Source organism: Bacillus methanolicus PB1, from assembly GCF_000262755.1.
In the GTDB taxonomy this organism is placed as follows: domain Bacteria; phylum Bacillota; class Bacilli; order Bacillales; family Cytobacillaceae; genus Bacillus_Z; species Bacillus_Z methanolicus.
Genome location: NZ_AFEU01000002.1, coordinates 481,249 through 496,917, shown reverse-complemented (window position 1 = coordinate 496,917; position 15,669 = coordinate 481,249). Strand labels below are relative to the sequence as shown.

Genomic DNA, 15,669 nt, shown 5'->3' with positions numbered 1-15,669 from the left:
AGTAATTTATTGGGCTATCATCCAAGTGTTAGGTACGGTCTAACGGACATCCATTTTTTCTGAAAATTTTCTAGAGAAAATCGTTCATCATTGTTATCTATCACCTCACCCCCCCTTTTTTCTTAATTTTATTCATAAAAAAACACAAATAACCCAAAAAACCAAAAAACAAGACCAAATAAATGGTCAAGGTTTAAACCGTTGACCAACAACATGTTAAAGCTCCATTCAGAAAATCAAGAGCATTTCCGTTACCTTTATTCTTCTGAAAAATTCGGTTTCGTGGACCAGACTTAAATATTTCCCTCGCATCCCCAAAAGACCAAAAAACAAGTTCTTATTAAATATAATTCTAATTCAAAAATGTTGTCAATAACCCAAAAAAGAAAAAACTGTTTGACTCCCTTTATCGATTAAGCTTATCCTTTGAGAAATAAGTTTGATGGATTGTTTGATAGATTTCCTTATTTATTAGTTTTTTTGTGGTTTAACCTATATAAAGAGATTGTAAAAAAAGCCCTAGCCGAGACTAGAGCTATCAAGGAAATCGAATTTCCGAGAGATTATTGATTTATTTTTTTAGTTTTTTCTCGATTTTTTCCATTAATTCCTCTTCTGTTAATGCAGCCACTGGACGGTTGTTAACGAATGTGAATGTTTTTTTCCGTCCGGGTCCGCAGTAGGACTGGCAGCCAATGACTATTTTTGCTTCCGGATCAAGCTTTTTTAGTCGGGGAATTAACGTCTTTAAGTTTACTGCTTGACAATCATCGCAAACACGAAATTCGTTTGCCATTTATATTACAATCCTTTCTGCGGTCTGATCTCTTAAATTATGCTAAAGGGTATTTTACAGTTTCCAACCAGCTAATGCAAGCTGAAAACACTGCTGAACGGGAGCAAAAGCATCTTGAACGAGAGTAATCACCTGCTGAACGGGAGTAAATGCTCCTTGAACGGGAGTAAATCCACCTTGAACGATATATTTTGCTAAAAAATCTACTATCCTTTCATTCCTGCTGTATAAAACTCGAAATAATTGGACAAGATGAGACTAGAACTTTTAAATTATCGCATATTTTAAACAAACAAGGGAGTTGAGGAAATGAAAGTTCGTCAAGATGCATGGACTGAAGAAAATGATTTATTACTAGCAGAAACTGTCTTACGCCATGTAAGAGAAGGAAGCACACAATTAAACGCGTTCGAGGAGGTGGGCGATAAGCTTAACCGAACATCTGCAGCATGCGGTTTTCGCTGGAATGCAGTTGTCCGCCACCGTTATGAAAAAGCATTGCAGCTGGCGAAAAAGCAGCGCAAACAAAGACAAAGACTCCTTGGAAAAGACCAAGGCGGCAAGAAAAAGCTTCTTTATAACCCGCCGGCTCCAACTATCGAAGAAATATCACCAATTGAAGCAGCTGAAACAATGGACGTACAAGTTCCTGTTTCCGCAAACGTAACCGGTTCAGATCATGAGCAATCGGCAGTTTCCCAAAATGGAATAACAATGAGCATGGTAATTTCTTATTTACAAAACTTAAATAGTTCTAATCTTCAAGCTGATATTTTAAAAATTGAGAATGAAAGATTAAAGCGGGAAAACTCTGATTTGAAAAAGCAAAACGAAGAGCTTGGAAAAAAGATCAGCGAGCTTGAGCAAAATACAGTCACGATGCAGGAAGATTACGAGACGCTGATGAAGATCATGAACCGGGCAAGAAAGCTTGTTTTATTTGAAGAAGAGGACCGTCCGTCAACCAAATTTAAAATGGACCGGAACGGAAACTTAGAAATGGTTGCAGAATAATCGTTTTGCGGCGAAGAAAAAATATAATTAAGAAAATAGAGAGGAAAAGGCAACAACCCCTCGAATTCCATAGGAAAAAACCGCTGCAATTAGTATGCGGTTTTTTCTATTTGTCCAGCTCCGGCGCATGTCCGGGTTAACCAAAAAGCTTGCGTTTTTTTAATCTGCAATCAATCCGAGCATTTTTTCGTTTCGTTCGATGACACGGTCGTAATAACTGTAAAAAAGCGGAATTTCCTCTCCTGTCAGCTGTCCGGCATTAAAATTCCCACTGTACTGTTTTAAAACTTTTAAAAACCGGAGCATCACATCTTGAATATTGAGACTTACCCCGAGCAGCTCGGATAATGAGGCCATGACATCAGGAATAATATTTGGATATTGAAATTTCGTTTGTATTTGTTTTTTTGAAATCGAATAAAACTCTTTTAGCAGCTGAGCTCTTTCGCTCCCGCTTCCATTCACGCACAAGTAGATTTGTACAGCCGCACCGCTTCTAAGGCGCCGCTGTGAAATTCCCGCAAATTTCTTTCCTCCTATGCTTAAATCGTAGCTTCCCGGACAGTAGGAGCCGTAAATTTCCCCCGCTTCAATTTCCTTTTGAAAATCAGCGAACATTTCTTTGACAAGAAGCCACATTGTTTCGTAGCCGCGATTGATATCAATTCCTTTTTCTTTTTCAGGAAGAATAAGAGAGAGGTTTAATACTCCTTCATCAAGAACGACCGCTAGTCCGCCTGAATTTCGGACAATATATTGATAACCTTTTGATTCAAGGAATTTCAGCCCATCCTCTAAATATGGCAGCTTTGAATCTTGAATGCCTAATACAATGGTACGATGATGGACCCACGATCTCGCCGTTGCCGGAGCCAATCCGGATCCGACCGAAGCACAAAGGGCATCATCTATGCCAAAAGACTGGAGCGCACTAAAGTGAACTCCTAAAGCTGATTGATCGATAACCCGCCACTCTTCCTGGTGCAATAACGAAAGCGCCTCGTTCATCGTTGTTACTCCTTTTTGCGCAAGTAAGTTTCGCGACCATTATATCATATTTAGAAGGAAGCACTTAGGGAAGGGATTGCAGAATCTCACCCCCTTATATTGATTTCAATCAAGTTTTTGCTGTTTTAGACGATCAAAATAATGATTGAACCGTGCAATTTTGTCTATAATGATGCTCGTTAATGTGCCAATAAGCGCACTTCCGATAATATCTGATGGGTAATGATGTCCCACCCAAATGCGCGAGAAGCCCGTTAACACAGATAATCCCCACATAATTGAACCAAGGAAACGTTGATGAAGAAAAATAGAAGCAGACACAGCAAACGCAAGCAAAGTATGTTTGCTTGGAAATGAAGAATCCATCTTTGAAGGAATAAGTATGCCGACACGACGTTTCATAAACGGACGGGGCCTATAATAAAACAACTTAATCAACATGTTTATAAACAAAGAAGCCGCCGTTGATGTCACCGCATGAAAAGCCGCTTTTTTATAAGAATTGTTTCTAAACCACATGAAAATCAAAACGAAAATAAACACATAACGAATCTTATTCGATATCAGTATCATCAGCAAATCAAACGGATAAAAATGATCATTGCGTTTTGACTTGTAGTTCATAAGATGTCTCCTTACTTAACTTTGTTGATATTTATAAAATTCCCTCCCCAGCGGGAAATTATGTAGTCATTAGTTTTCATGATACGGGTTTAAATTTGCAAAACGGCATAATGGCCCCTATTAGAAAACCATTTGATTATTTGAGGTTAAAGATTTCTTTCGAAGGACATTAAAGGAGTTAAATTTGCCTAAACCAACTAGCTTAATTTTACATAAATAAGAAAAAGCTGCATAAAAAAATTTCTACTGAACAATTTAAAATTATTCTACGTTTCATTCTTGTAGAAATTATTACGTTCATTTAAATCAAGAAAGGGGTTCTTCAAACAGACATGATTGAATTCATAAAAAGTATTATTGAAAAATTAAACCAAATGATCGTGGCGTTAGTTGAATTTGATTATGAAAAGGCTTACGAAGAAATGAACAAAAAAAAATAAAATCCCTTATTTCAACTGCAACAATGAAATAAGGGTATTTCATCTATTTGATTTAAACTAATCACATAACATATAATGCCCTTGGTTCAATTCTAATTCGGGCAGGCGTTTGGCCGATTATTTCCCCATCTCCATGTATCATCAATGGAGTTGGGGAATAAATTTCCAGATCTTTTCCTTTTATAATTTTAATAAAAGGGGAGGATGTATGATTTCCTTTAAAAGCTAATGGGAATATACGTAAAAATTCCCACTTAGACATTCCTTGAACAATACATATATCAAATAACCCATCATTACTTTCGGCCTTTGGACAAATAGCAATTCCTCCGCCATAAAAAGGTGAATTGGCTGCGGCAATTAGCCACACTTTTGGAATCTTGTACAGCTTTTTATCAATCATTAAAGAGATATCCATAGGTTTAAAATGGAATAACACGTTTATTGCACTAATGATGTATGAGATTTGCCCCAACCGGACAAAATTAAGCAATTTTTTATATATGGAAACATTCGTCGCATGAGCTACTTCCCCGTCAAATCCTATTCCTGCCACTGTACAAAAATATGTGGAATTTACAAGACCGATATCGATGATTTTTGGTTTCCCATTTAATATACGTTCTAAAGCTTTATCATGTTTTAATGGGATACCTAGTCCTCTTGAAAAATCATTTCCTGAGCCGGCGGGAATAATTCCCAACGGTATATTCGTACCTGCCAACCCATTAATAACTTCATGGATCGTCCCGTCGCCGCCTACTGCAACAATTGCAGTCACTTTTTCCTTATTGATAAGCTCTTGAACTAATAAAGTGGCATGTTTTTGTTTCTCTGTTAAACGAACACAGTAATAGACGTTTTTTTCTTGGAGCTTTTTTTCTATTTGATGCCAAATTTTAAGAGCTCTTCCATTACCCGAAGCCTTATTTACAATAAAACAATACAAAAGTCTCACCTTTTCAAAAAATTTTAACAAAATTATAGCCTATTTTACATGTGAATATACAAGAAATAAAGCCTTTTCTATTTTGATGTTGAAACACGAAGATGTTCCCCGCACGACAAGAACCTCCAAATCGAATTTATCACCTATGTACTTTTTTTGTCTTCAAAAATTCGTTCCTCTTCCAGAAGTTTTCCCACATTTATCAAAATGATGAATAGAAAGGTAATTAACAGGAAAGAGTATTATCTAAATTCGTTTAAGAAACTGGGTGATTTGTTTTGAAAGCTTTGCAATTTGATTATAAAATGCCCCGATATATATCCAGCAAAATAGTCGGAAGATTTATTCCTTCCGTTTATTGGGATTCTCGATTCTCCTGTTTACGATTTCAAGAACAATCGGAGCCGGAACTTCCGAATGAAGATTGGGTGAAAGTAAAGGTGAAATTTGGAGGTATTTGCGGCAGTGATCTTAATCTCATTTTCTTAAATGATAGTCCTGCTACTTCGCCATTTGTTTCATTTCCATTCACAATCGGCCATGAAATCGTAGGGGAAATTGCAGAAACAGGATCACAAGTCACTAATTTACAACCGGGTGATCGAGTTGTGATAGACCCCATTTTGTCGTGTATATCGAGAGGAATAGAAAATCCTTGCCCCGCATGCCTTGAAGGCAATTTCAGTTTGTGTGTGCATAAAACTGAAGGAAACTTGTCACCGGGTTTATTAATTGGAGCCTGCCGCGACACCGGCGGGGGATGGAGTTCGTATTTAGTGGCTCACAAAAGCCAAGCCTTTAAACTCCCTGAAGCTGTAAATGATTTAAACGGCGTGATGGTAGAGCCTTTTAGCTGCGCTTTACATAGTGTTTTAAGGAATCCGCCAAGTAAGAACGACGCCGTGTTGGTCATCGGAGGAGGCGTGATTGGATTATGTGTCATTGCGGCTATTCGAGCACTGGAAATCCCGTGCAGAATTGCTGCATTGGTAAAACATCCTTTTCAAGCTGAGATGGCTTCCAACTACGGGGCGGACGATATCGTCTATCTTCGAAAAAACACTTATGTTGATGATCTGACAAAAACTCTTAATGGACAGGTATTAAAGCCGCTTTTTGGTCCTGAGGTCATTCAGGGAGGTGCAGATTTAGTCTTTGAATGTGTCGGAAAAAAACAAAGTATTAATGATGCACTTCGGTTTTCCAAAAGCGGCGGAAAAGTGGTTCTGTTAGGACTAGCCGGCATTATGGACGGAATTGATTGGACGACCATTTGGCTTAATGAGTTAGATGTGAAAGGAAGCTTTGCTTATAGTACGGAAATGTTTCAAGGAAAAAGAGTACGTACGTTTGACATAGCAATTGAATTAATGCGTGTCGGAAAAGTCGATCTATCACCATTAGTTACTCACCGATTTCCATTAGAAGACTTCCGAAATGCACTTGATACTGCTGCAAATAAGAAAAATCGTGCAGCGATCAAAGTGGTTTTTGAACCTTAACAACCATGCTTAATAGAAATTAAGGAGGAAAACAAAATGAAAAACTTTACAATAACAGGTGCCGAAAAAACTCCTTTTCTTACATGGTATACGGAAGGATTAAAAGAAAAATTTTCAGCTGAGGGATACGAATTTTTTGAAGAGCCGGTTGATGATATTCGAATTGTATTTCATGTGATCGACCAAGAAAATCCGCGTCCTTTTCGCAGAAAAGCACAGGCGACTTTTGTCGTATCTATACTTGAGAAAAATGAAGAACCGGAGAATATATTTGAGGCTGCTTATCCGTATTTAATCAGATCGTTAGCAAACCATTTAATTTTTATTGTAAATACCAATGAAAAAACAGATGTTTATTTCATCACTCCTGAACAAGGATTTTACAAATTAAGTTACCAAAGTATAGAAAAAGAAGACTTTTTCCAAAAGATTTATGAAAGATTGGAACCTGTTGCATCGTCACAATTAGTTATTGACAATGATTTTGCGGATGATTTGGATCAAAAATTATGGAATGGCAACGAAATCACTCAAAAAATGTATATAGCAGGCAAAAAATTGGATGAAATGAATTTATTGCCTGCACCATTTCCACTCGAAAAATATTTATCATCCCGCGATATGCGCCAATTAAAAAAATTGTACGGGATCGGCGGCCTCAGCTATGGAAATCTAAGCAGCCGGCACGATGACAGAAGTTTTTGGATGAGCGCCAGCGGAGTCAACAAAGCGAATATGCGAGTAATTGGTCAAGACATTTTACACATAAAAGGATTTAATTCGAAGAAAAATGCGATGGAAATAAGTGTTCCTCCGGGTATTTCACCAAGAAGAGCGTCGGTTGATGCGATTGAACATTGGATGATTTATAAAGAACATCCAAAAGTAGGGGCAATCGTGCATATTCATGCATGGATGGATGGGGTAAAAGCAACGGAAATCAACTACCCTTGCGGTACGATTCAATTGGCGGAAACTGTAGCAAATCTAGTGCGAAATGCCAATGATCCAACCAGAGCAATCATTGGACTTAAAAATCACGGTCTTACAATAACAGGCCGTGATTTAGATGACATCTTTGAACGTATTGAAGGTCAAGTCATCCCCCAGGTGCCGATGGCATAAAAAGACGAGATTTAGAACTAAAAATTGAAAGTGATTTTATGGAAAGGAGTTATCATATGGAAAATACGATTGAACCGATCGACAGGGTTGCAATTAATCTTGGTCCGATCCAGATTTACTGGTATGGAGTTATTATCATTGCCGGCGCCCTTCTCGGCCTTTGGCTCGCCATTCGTGAAAGCGAGCGGCGTGATCTGCCAAAAGAAACCTTTGCCGATCTCGTCATTTATGCATTTCCTGTTTCAATCATATTCGCACGCATGTATTACGTCATTTTTAAGTGGGAATATTATGCCGAACATCCTATTAAAATTTTTGCTATCAGGGAAGGCGGACTGGCCATGCACGGTGTACTAATCGGGGCGGTATTGTCGATCATCGTCTTTGCGAAAGTCCGTCAAATATCGTTTTGGAAACTTGCCGACATTTTGGCGCCAAGCCTGATTTTGGGCCAGGCAATTGGACGCTGGGGAAATTTTATCAATCAGGAAGCCCACGGGGGACCCGTAACGCGGGAATTTCTCGAACATCTGTATTTGCCTGATTTTATCATTAACCAGATGTACATAGACGGGACGTATTATCATCCGACGTTTTTATATGAGTCACTTTGGAATTTTTCAGGTTTTATCGTTCTAATGTTCCTCCGACGGGTAAATTTAAGGCGCGGCGAGTTGTTTTTGACTTATATTATCTATTACTCGTTCGGCCGTTTCTTTATCGAAGGAATGAGGACAGATAGTTTAATGCTTACAGAAAATTTGCGGATGGCGCAAGTCGTTTCCGTCGTTTTAATCTTTGTCGCGATTTTGATTATCTGGTACCGCCGAAAAAATGGATATGCCAATATCCGCTATTTAGATAATGGCATTTAATAGAATAAGATTATTTAAAGTAAATGAGGCCAAATGCTGTACTAATATAAAAAAGATGAAACAGGAGAAATCCCCCGCTTCATCTTTTTTTGTAAAAATTAAAATTGAAAATCGAAAAGGTGCCAAAATTACTGCTGCAGCGCCTGAGCAGCTGTAATTAATGAAAGTTTGTAAACGTCCTCTTCATTGCATCCGCGCGAAAGATCGTTTACAGGACGGTTTAATCCTTGAAGAATTGGCCCAACAGCTTCAAAATTTCCTAAACGCTGAGCAATTTTGTATCCGATATTTCCTGCCTCAAGGCTTGGGAACACAAATACGTTAGCATCCCCTTGGATCGGTGAATCCGGGGCTTTCTTTTTCGCCACAGATGGTACGAACGCAGCATCAAACTGGAATTCTCCATCTAAAACAAGTTGCGGATCGCGTGATTTTGCTTCTTGAACAGCTGCAGCAACTTTTTCTGTTTCCGGTGATTTTGCAGAACCTTTCGTTGAAAAACTTAACATGGCTACGCGCGGTTCAATATCAAACATTCTTGCCGTTTTTGCACTTTCAATTGCAATTTCTGCCAGATCTTTGCTGTCAGGAGCAATATTAATGGCGCAGTCTGCAAATACATATTTTTCATCTCCGCGCACCATGATGAATACGCCGGATGTTTTGCTTACGCCTTCTTTTGTTTTAATGATTTGCAAAGCAGGGCGAACCGTATCTGCTGTCGAATGGGCCGCACCGCTTACTAAACCGTGAGCTTTATTTGTATGGACAAGCATAGTTCCAAAATAGTTTTCGTCAAGCAAAATTTTGCGTGCATCTTCTTCTGTTGCTTTCCCTTTCCGTCTTTCAACAAATGCTTGAACAAGTTCGTCCATCATCGCATAGTTTGCCGGATCATAGATTTCCATTGCGTCCAATGATACGTTAAGGCCATGGGCTTTTTTCTGTATTTCTTCAATATTTCCGATAAGGATCGGTATTAATACATTCTCTTCCGCGAGTCTTCCCGCTGCTATTAAGATGCGTTCATCAAGCCCTTCCGGAAAAACAATTTTTAAATTTTGCCCTGTAATTTTTTGTTTTAATCCTGCAAATAAATCGCTCATTTCTAAATCCTCCTTACATCTACATGTTTAGCATACTTCACCCATTTTAAAATTCAATCATTTAGAGTTATGTAAACGTTTTCAACCTAAATGTTTTTGTATTGAAAACTTTCATAATTTTGAAACGGCTGATTCGCTGGAGCATCATTAATATCCGCATTCTATTCATAAATTATCCTAGTTTTCCGTTTCTATAAACGTGAACTGCCAATATTCAGTGTTTATTCACATCTGTTTTGGCGAAACTATGTTATAGTATTGTTATCATTAGTTTTTAGGAGTGATAGTGGATGAGTGAAGCAACACAAACTCTCGATGGCTGGTATAGTTTGCATGATTTCCGCGCAATTGATTGGACCGCATGGAAAATGCTTTCAAGTGATGAACGCCAAGCAGCCATTCACGAGTTTTTAGGCCTTCTTGAAAAATGGAATGCAACTCAAAACCGCAAAGAAGGAAGTCACGTTCTATACACAATTGTCGGCCAAAAAGCAGATTTCATGATGATGATTTTACGCCCTACAATGGAAGAATTAAATGAAATTGAAACTGAATTTAACAAAACGAAATTAGCTGGATATACAATTCCAACCTATTCTTACGTATCTGTGGTTGAACTTAGCAATTACTTGCCTTCTGAAGGGGATCCATACGAAAATCCTCAAGTTCGGGCACGTCTTTATCCGATTCTACCGAAATCAAAATATATTTGTTTTTATCCAATGGACAAGCGCCGTCAAGGAAATGACAACTGGTACATGCTTCCGATGGAAGAGCGCCGCAATTTGATGAAAAGCCACAGCATGATCGGCCGCAAATACGCAGGCCTTGTAAAGCAAATCATAACAGGTTCTGTCGGATTTGATGATTATGAGTGGGGCGTTACACTGTTTTCAGATGATGTCCTTCAATTTAAGAAGCTTGTTTACGAAATGCGCTTTGATGAAGTCAGCGCACGTTACGGCGAATTCGGTTCCTTCTTTGTAGGAAATCTTCTTGAGGACGACCGTATCAGCAAGTTTTTACATGTAAATTAATAGAATATTGTCAAGCTCCCGGTAATGAAATGCCGGGAGTTTTTTTATCTATCTTCTTTCGCAAGATCCACATCACTGAGAAGGTTACAATTCCGCGAAGCGAACTGGACCTTTCTTTTTATGCATAAACTTCAAAGCGAAACATATGTATGAAACAGTGGATATTTATCATAGTTATATTCAGTGCCGAAAGTCATTTCACCAGCGAAATCTGCCATGATGTAAAGAGAGGTGAAAGACAGAAAAAAATGTTTATAAAATCAATGTATAACGTTAAGAATTTCACCGCTTTTTTCGTCAATAGCATTAGATCATCCAAGTGTTGATTAAGATATTTCATTTTGATTCAGATATTTAGGAGGGAACTGCATGAATCAAACGAATCCTTATGCAAGTTATAGTACCTATCCATATGGCTATGGCTTTTATAATTATGGTGTTCAAGGCCAGCGCCAGCAACCAGGCTTTGGTTCACAACAACAAGGCTATCCGTATCCGCAAGCCGGAGGACCTATGTATAGCGTTCCTATGCCGCAAAGCACTCCAACGACAGGGCCTCAAGTACCTGGAATGCTTCCTATAGAAGAATCATACATTGAGAATATTCTTCGTTTGAATAAAGGAAAGCTTGCGACTGTTTATATGACATTTGAAGACAAAGAATCGAAAGTTTTCAAGGGGATAATTGAAGCAGCCGGAAGAGACCACCTTATTATCAGTGATCCGCAAACCGGAACACGCTATTTGCTGCCTATGGTTTACTTAAACTATGTTTCTTTTGATGAAGAAATTGAATATGAATATCCATTAGGCGGCGGACCCGGATTGGCTTCTTATCCTCCGCGGTAACATATGGTTTTCAGATATATAGGATAAACTAACAGGAGAAAGACTCTAAAAATTTTTAAGAAAAGGACCCGGGCAGGTTTGCCCGGTTTTTTCTTTTTTAGAATATTGGAATGTAGGCTCATAAATGTGATTGACGGCTCATAAACGAAATTATAGGCTCATATTTCAGAATGAGGGCTCATAAATCGAAATAAAGGCTTATATTTCAGAATGAAGGCTTATAAAATCAAATAAAGGATCATATTTCAGATTGAAGGCTCATAACCCAGACAATGCTTTTCTTATAAGTATTTCACAGCGACAATCACGAGCAGCGCCCAAGCAGCGAGAAATGAAATTCCACCGAATGGGGTAATTGCTCCGAGAACGCTGATTCGGGTTACGCTTAAAACGTAAAGGCTTCCTGAAAACAACACAATTCCAATAAACATGAGCCAGCCTGATGAGGCCAACAAAGAATTAGCATGGACCTTGCCCAAAAGAAGTCCAATGACCAATAATCCGGCAGCATGAAACATTTGATATGTAACACCAGTCTTCCATATTTCCAAATATTTCGGCTCGATTTTCCCTTCCAGTCCATGAGCTCCAAAAGCTCCTAAAGCAACGGATAAAAAAGCATTAATGGCTCCCAGTATAATAAAAAGTTTCATTTTTTCTCCCCCTCGATTGAATTTTCATAAAACTTTTTTCACTGCATACATAATTTTAAAAATCGAAAATTGACTCGCCGTTAGCGTCATCTTCCATCTCCATTCGCCGTGGCTGTTGAACGTGTAATTTTCCTGACGGAGAGTCAGAAGCAAACTTGGCAGCTTCCGCCTCTGTCGGCAATTCGGTTTCTGTCTCTTCCAAAATCAAGTCGCACAACGTTTTAATCGCATAAATTTTTTCCCTAACCAACGAAGCGGATGAAACATTTTTTGCCGCCTGTAATTCCTGATCTATTTTTCCAAGTATTTTCTGAATAGAAATACTCATATTTCACCTCATTAACCGGTTCCTAAAATTGAGTTTTCATCAAACGTTTTAAATACTATTCTTTTCGTTCAAATTTCAGGCAAGCCTGGCCGGAAGCGCGAAAAACTTCAACAGAAGGAAGGTTACTTGTTTTAACAGAACTCCGAAAGAAGTCTCCCGCCTCAAGGAATTTGAAGGGCGTAGCCCAATGAGTAGGCGGTGAGGAGAGAGTTTCGGTTAGGTGATAGACTAAAGGCTTTGTTCATACTGCCAATTGTTGTTATGACTAATGAGTGTCAAATCCTTTAGATTCACTTGTTTGTATATTTTGTTTGACTTCTTAATATACTGATTGTGAATGTCTTTTACATACGCCATACTTGTGCCAGTGAAACCAGTGATGAAACCAACTTGACCATACACTCGTACTTTATCATTGAGATAGAACCCTTTTAGCTGCTTTACATTCTTTAGATTGCGTTTACAGGTTACATTCTTTGTCGTACGGCCTTTTCTTGCGGTTGCTTCATGTAAGGAACGTTTCTTTTTGCGAAACTGCTTGATTTTGAAGATAGATTCCTCGTTATGATGAATCAATTCTATCCCGCTAATCGCTATCGCATCATTTGCATGACTTTTCTCTAAGCCTAGCTCTTTACGTCTAGGAGTAGTGATTGATCCATAGGTGATTTCTGCCTGTGGGTACTTCGTGAACACTCGCTTACGAAATATGTTCATAAACGTACCTTCTTTATAGCGTAAGAGCTTCTTTCCCTCGTTCATCCATTTCCAGAATATCGCACCCTTTTGATGATTCTCATGAGTATGGCAATCCGTGCAAACGGTAATAAAGTTATCTGCACGATCTGTTCCGCCATATGAGCGATAAACAATATGATGCGTTTTCAAGATTTTGTTCTTTTTCTTGCACACTTGGCAAGTGTATTGATCCCTCGCAAAAACAAAGTAGCGTACATCATAATAACCGTATGTTTGCCCTTTTTGATAGTCTACACCTTGGATATCGAGGTTGATCATCTTATGTGGATCGAACTTGCCTACTTCTATCGTTAGATTTGGATTCGGTACAAGTGAACAAAACTTGTCTATCCAAAAGAACGTATTGTCTACTCGGCTTCTTATGCTTGGAGGCAGCCATCCTTCTGGTCGTTTACGATTTTGAAATCTCGGCTTACGATAACGTGTTTTACGATTACGCCTTGAACGTCTGTAAATACGTCTAGTATTTAGTAAACTTTTTACATCTTGGCGTAGTTCTATCTCGCCTTTCGTAAGTACATTATTTTGACTTGTTATAGCAATACCTGTATGTTTTGTGCCTAAGTCAACACCAACGTTGACTGCTTGTTTGTATCCACTGCTGCCGTAAAGTAGTTTGATCGTGAAAGGCTTATAGGAGACAATCACAGCTTTCTTCGCTTTTAGTAGTAACCTTGCTTTTCTTGGTTTACATGGCATAAGTGCTTCACCATGCTTGTTTTGCACGAACACTAACATAAAGTATCCCTCCTCGTATAGTATTTTTAGAATTCTCTTTTGAGGTATTTTCCAGTTAGATTTCTGTTCATTCATAACTTCATAGGAGCTAGTTCAGATAGTGGTGGGCTAGCCCACCACTATCTGAAGAATTTCCATTTTAGGGGTGGACTTTTCGTGATGTCCCTAGATAATGGTTTTAAGGATCATTTGGGGAAATCCTTCTCCCTCCTGTAGCTTTGACTACTTAATAAAGTCTGTTTCTCCAGCTCTTGTTTGAACTTCTAACCCGCAGGCTGTTCCCTCTGGCAACCCATGCTGGAAGTGGCAGCTTCCAGGCAGCTCATGGATCAGAGCGAGTTCTCATACGCGAGGGTGATTGATCAACAAGTGCGCTGGGGACATCCCGAAGAGTCCTTCCCACTGATCCTAAAATGAAAGGAGGTTTCTCCCATGAAGTTATTTGTCGGAATAGACGTCAGCTCTCAAGATATGAAAGCTTGTGTCATGAATTTAGATGGTGAAACATTATCTTCTCAAACTGTTGAAAACAATTTAACCGGGGCATCTTATCTACGAAATCAAATTGTAGATATTGCCCAAAAAAACTTGATTCAAGAGATTCAAATTGGAATGGAAGCAACATCTGTTTACAGTTGGCATCCATCCATGTTCTTTCATGAAGATGAATCCTTGAAAAAGTTTAAAACGAAAGTGTTTACGATTAACCCAAAACTAATTAAGAAGTTTAAGGAGTCTTATACGGATCTCGATAAAACAGACCATATCGATGCCTGGATTATTGCGGATCGACTCCGTTTCGGGCGCCTTCGACTTTCGGCTGTCATGCAGGAACAATATATTGCCCTTCAAAGATTAACGAGAATGAGATATCATCTCGTTCACAATTTAACTCGTGAAAAACAGTATTTCCTCCAACACCTTTTTTACAAGTGCAGTTCCTTTACGGCTGAAGTGGAAAGCTCCGTGTTTGGGAACGCCATGATGGAGCTGTTACTCGAAAAGTATAGCCTGGATGAAATCAGCTCCATGGATATCCAGGAACTTGCGCATTATCTTCAGGAAAAGGGCAAAAATCGCTTTACTGATGCCGAATGTATAGCCAAGTCCATTCAAAAGGCAGCCAGATCTTCTTATCGTTTATCCAAGTGTGTAGAAGACTCGATTGACCTTTTGTTGGCAACTTCCATTGAGTCCATTCGCAGTATTACCAAGCAGATCAAGGAATTGGATAAAGCTATTCGAAAGCTACTAGATGGCATTCCAAACACCTTACAGTCGATTCCTGGTATCGGACCCGTTTATTGTGCCGGAATATTAGCTGAAATTGGACAAATTGAACGCTTTGATAATCAAGCATCATTAGCGAAATATGCCGGGTTAACATGGTCCAAGCATCAATCAGGAAAGTTTCAGGCAGAGGAAACAAACATGATACGATCAGGGAATCATTATCTTCGTTACTACCTAGTTGAAGCTGCCAACTCGGTACAACGACTTGAACCTGAATTTCGGGCATACTACCTGAAAAAGTATCATGAGGTTCCAAAGCACCAACATAAAAGAGCACTCGTCTTAACTGCAAGAAAACTTGTGCGTTTGGTCGATGCGCTGCTACGTAACGACCAAATTTACACGCCTAGAAGGAAGGTGGATAAATAGGGAGTAACAAGACCCTAAATCCTTCTATTATTTCCAGTAAATGCAATAAATTTTACTGGGTTTCTTTAGTATTGCCTTTTTTAGAACTTTTGCGGTTTAGAATTTCCAATTCCATTGATTTTGGTGCTTGACATATTACCGCAGGACTTTTTTGGAGTAGTTTCCCTTCGCCAATGTTTGCAGGTGTTGGCAACATACCATTCA

At 38.8% G+C, this 15,669-nt stretch carries 15 protein-coding genes; 7 read left to right on the top strand and 8 right to left on the bottom strand.

The features are described from left to right. Positions 1–571 precede the first annotated feature (571 nt). Positions 572–796: a YuzB family protein gene (locus PB1_RS07580; RefSeq protein ID WP_003351694.1), complete on the bottom strand. Its 225-nt coding sequence runs from the start codon at positions 794–796 to the stop codon at positions 572–574. Positions 797–1,105: 309 nt separating this feature from the next. Here PB1_RS07580 and PB1_RS07575 point away from each other — a divergent pair, with 309 nt between their 5' ends. Beyond that, a complete protein-coding gene (locus tag PB1_RS07575) occupies positions 1,106–1,810 on the top strand; it encodes an RsfA family transcriptional regulator (RefSeq protein ID WP_003351693.1) in 705 nt (234 codons plus the stop codon). Between the two features lie 159 nt (positions 1,811–1,969). Here the strand turns inward: PB1_RS07575 and lipL are convergent, their stop codons facing one another. From lipL to PB1_RS07560, 3 genes are all read right to left on the bottom strand, one after another. Continuing rightward, positions 1,970–2,818, bottom strand: a complete 849-nt coding sequence (lipL, locus tag PB1_RS07570; RefSeq protein WP_003351692.1) for an octanoyl-[GcvH]:protein N-octanoyltransferase — start codon at positions 2,816–2,818, stop codon at positions 1,970–1,972. 105 nt (positions 2,819–2,923) lie between these two features. Then, entirely contained in the window at positions 2,924–3,442 is a 519-nt protein-coding gene (locus PB1_RS07565; RefSeq protein WP_003351690.1) for an undecaprenyl-diphosphatase, read from the bottom strand. Between the two features lie 501 nt (positions 3,443–3,943). After that, entirely contained in the window at positions 3,944–4,840 is an 897-nt protein-coding gene (locus PB1_RS07560) for a diacylglycerol/lipid kinase family protein (protein ID WP_238533111.1), read from the bottom strand. 269 nt (positions 4,841–5,109) lie between these two features. On the opposite strand from PB1_RS07560, the gene PB1_RS07555 reads away from it, so the two are divergent. Genes PB1_RS07555 through lgt form a run of 3 tightly spaced genes read left to right on the top strand, consistent with a single transcriptional unit; the run spans position 5,110 to position 8,333 of the window. After that, positions 5,110–6,333, top strand: a complete 1,224-nt coding sequence (locus PB1_RS07555) for a zinc-dependent alcohol dehydrogenase (RefSeq protein ID WP_003351687.1) — start codon at positions 5,110–5,112, stop codon at positions 6,331–6,333. Between the two features lie 36 nt (positions 6,334–6,369). Then, a complete protein-coding gene (locus PB1_RS07550) occupies positions 6,370–7,458 on the top strand; it encodes a class II aldolase/adducin family protein (protein ID WP_003351686.1) in 1,089 nt (362 codons plus the stop codon). 56 nt (positions 7,459–7,514) lie between these two features. After that, positions 7,515–8,333 carry a prolipoprotein diacylglyceryl transferase gene (lgt, locus tag PB1_RS07545; protein WP_003351685.1) on the top strand — a complete coding sequence of 273 codons (819 nt, stop codon included), beginning with the start codon at positions 7,515–7,517 and terminating at the stop codon, positions 8,331–8,333. A gap of 128 nt (positions 8,334–8,461) precedes the next feature. Here lgt and pta read toward each other — a convergent pair whose 3' ends face one another. Beyond that, positions 8,462–9,439, bottom strand: coding sequence for a phosphate acetyltransferase (gene pta / locus PB1_RS07540; protein WP_003351684.1), 978 nt, complete (start codon positions 9,437–9,439; stop codon positions 8,462–8,464). A 290-nt stretch (positions 9,440–9,729) separates the two neighbouring features. Here pta and hemQ point away from each other — a divergent pair, with 290 nt between their 5' ends. Continuing rightward, positions 9,730–10,476, top strand: a complete 747-nt coding sequence (gene hemQ / locus PB1_RS07535; protein WP_003351683.1) for a hydrogen peroxide-dependent heme synthase — start codon at positions 9,730–9,732, stop codon at positions 10,474–10,476. A 369-nt stretch (positions 10,477–10,845) separates the two neighbouring features. Then, entirely contained in the window at positions 10,846–11,325 is a 480-nt protein-coding gene (gerQ, locus tag PB1_RS07530) for a spore coat protein GerQ (protein ID WP_003351682.1), read from the top strand. 281 nt (positions 11,326–11,606) lie between these two features. Here the strand turns inward: gerQ and PB1_RS07525 are convergent, their stop codons facing one another. The 3 genes from PB1_RS07525 to iscB form a co-directional block, all read right to left on the bottom strand. After that, positions 11,607–11,978 (bottom strand): DUF423 domain-containing protein, encoded by a 372-nt coding sequence (locus PB1_RS07525; RefSeq protein ID WP_003351680.1) that lies wholly within the window; start codon positions 11,976–11,978, stop codon positions 11,607–11,609. 55 nt (positions 11,979–12,033) lie between these two features. Further along, positions 12,034–12,306 carry a YwdI family protein gene (locus PB1_RS07520; RefSeq protein ID WP_003351678.1) on the bottom strand — a complete coding sequence of 91 codons (273 nt, stop codon included), beginning with the start codon at positions 12,304–12,306 and terminating at the stop codon, positions 12,034–12,036. 228 nt (positions 12,307–12,534) lie between these two features. Further along, entirely contained in the window at positions 12,535–13,803 is a 1,269-nt protein-coding gene (gene iscB, locus PB1_RS07515) for an RNA-guided endonuclease IscB (RefSeq protein ID WP_003351677.1), read from the bottom strand. Between the two features lie 432 nt (positions 13,804–14,235). On the opposite strand from iscB, the gene PB1_RS07510 reads away from it, so the two are divergent. Continuing rightward, positions 14,236–15,465: an IS110 family RNA-guided transposase gene (locus PB1_RS07510; protein ID WP_003351428.1), complete on the top strand. Its 1,230-nt coding sequence runs from the start codon at positions 14,236–14,238 to the stop codon at positions 15,463–15,465. Positions 15,466–15,669: the final 204 nt, after the last annotated feature.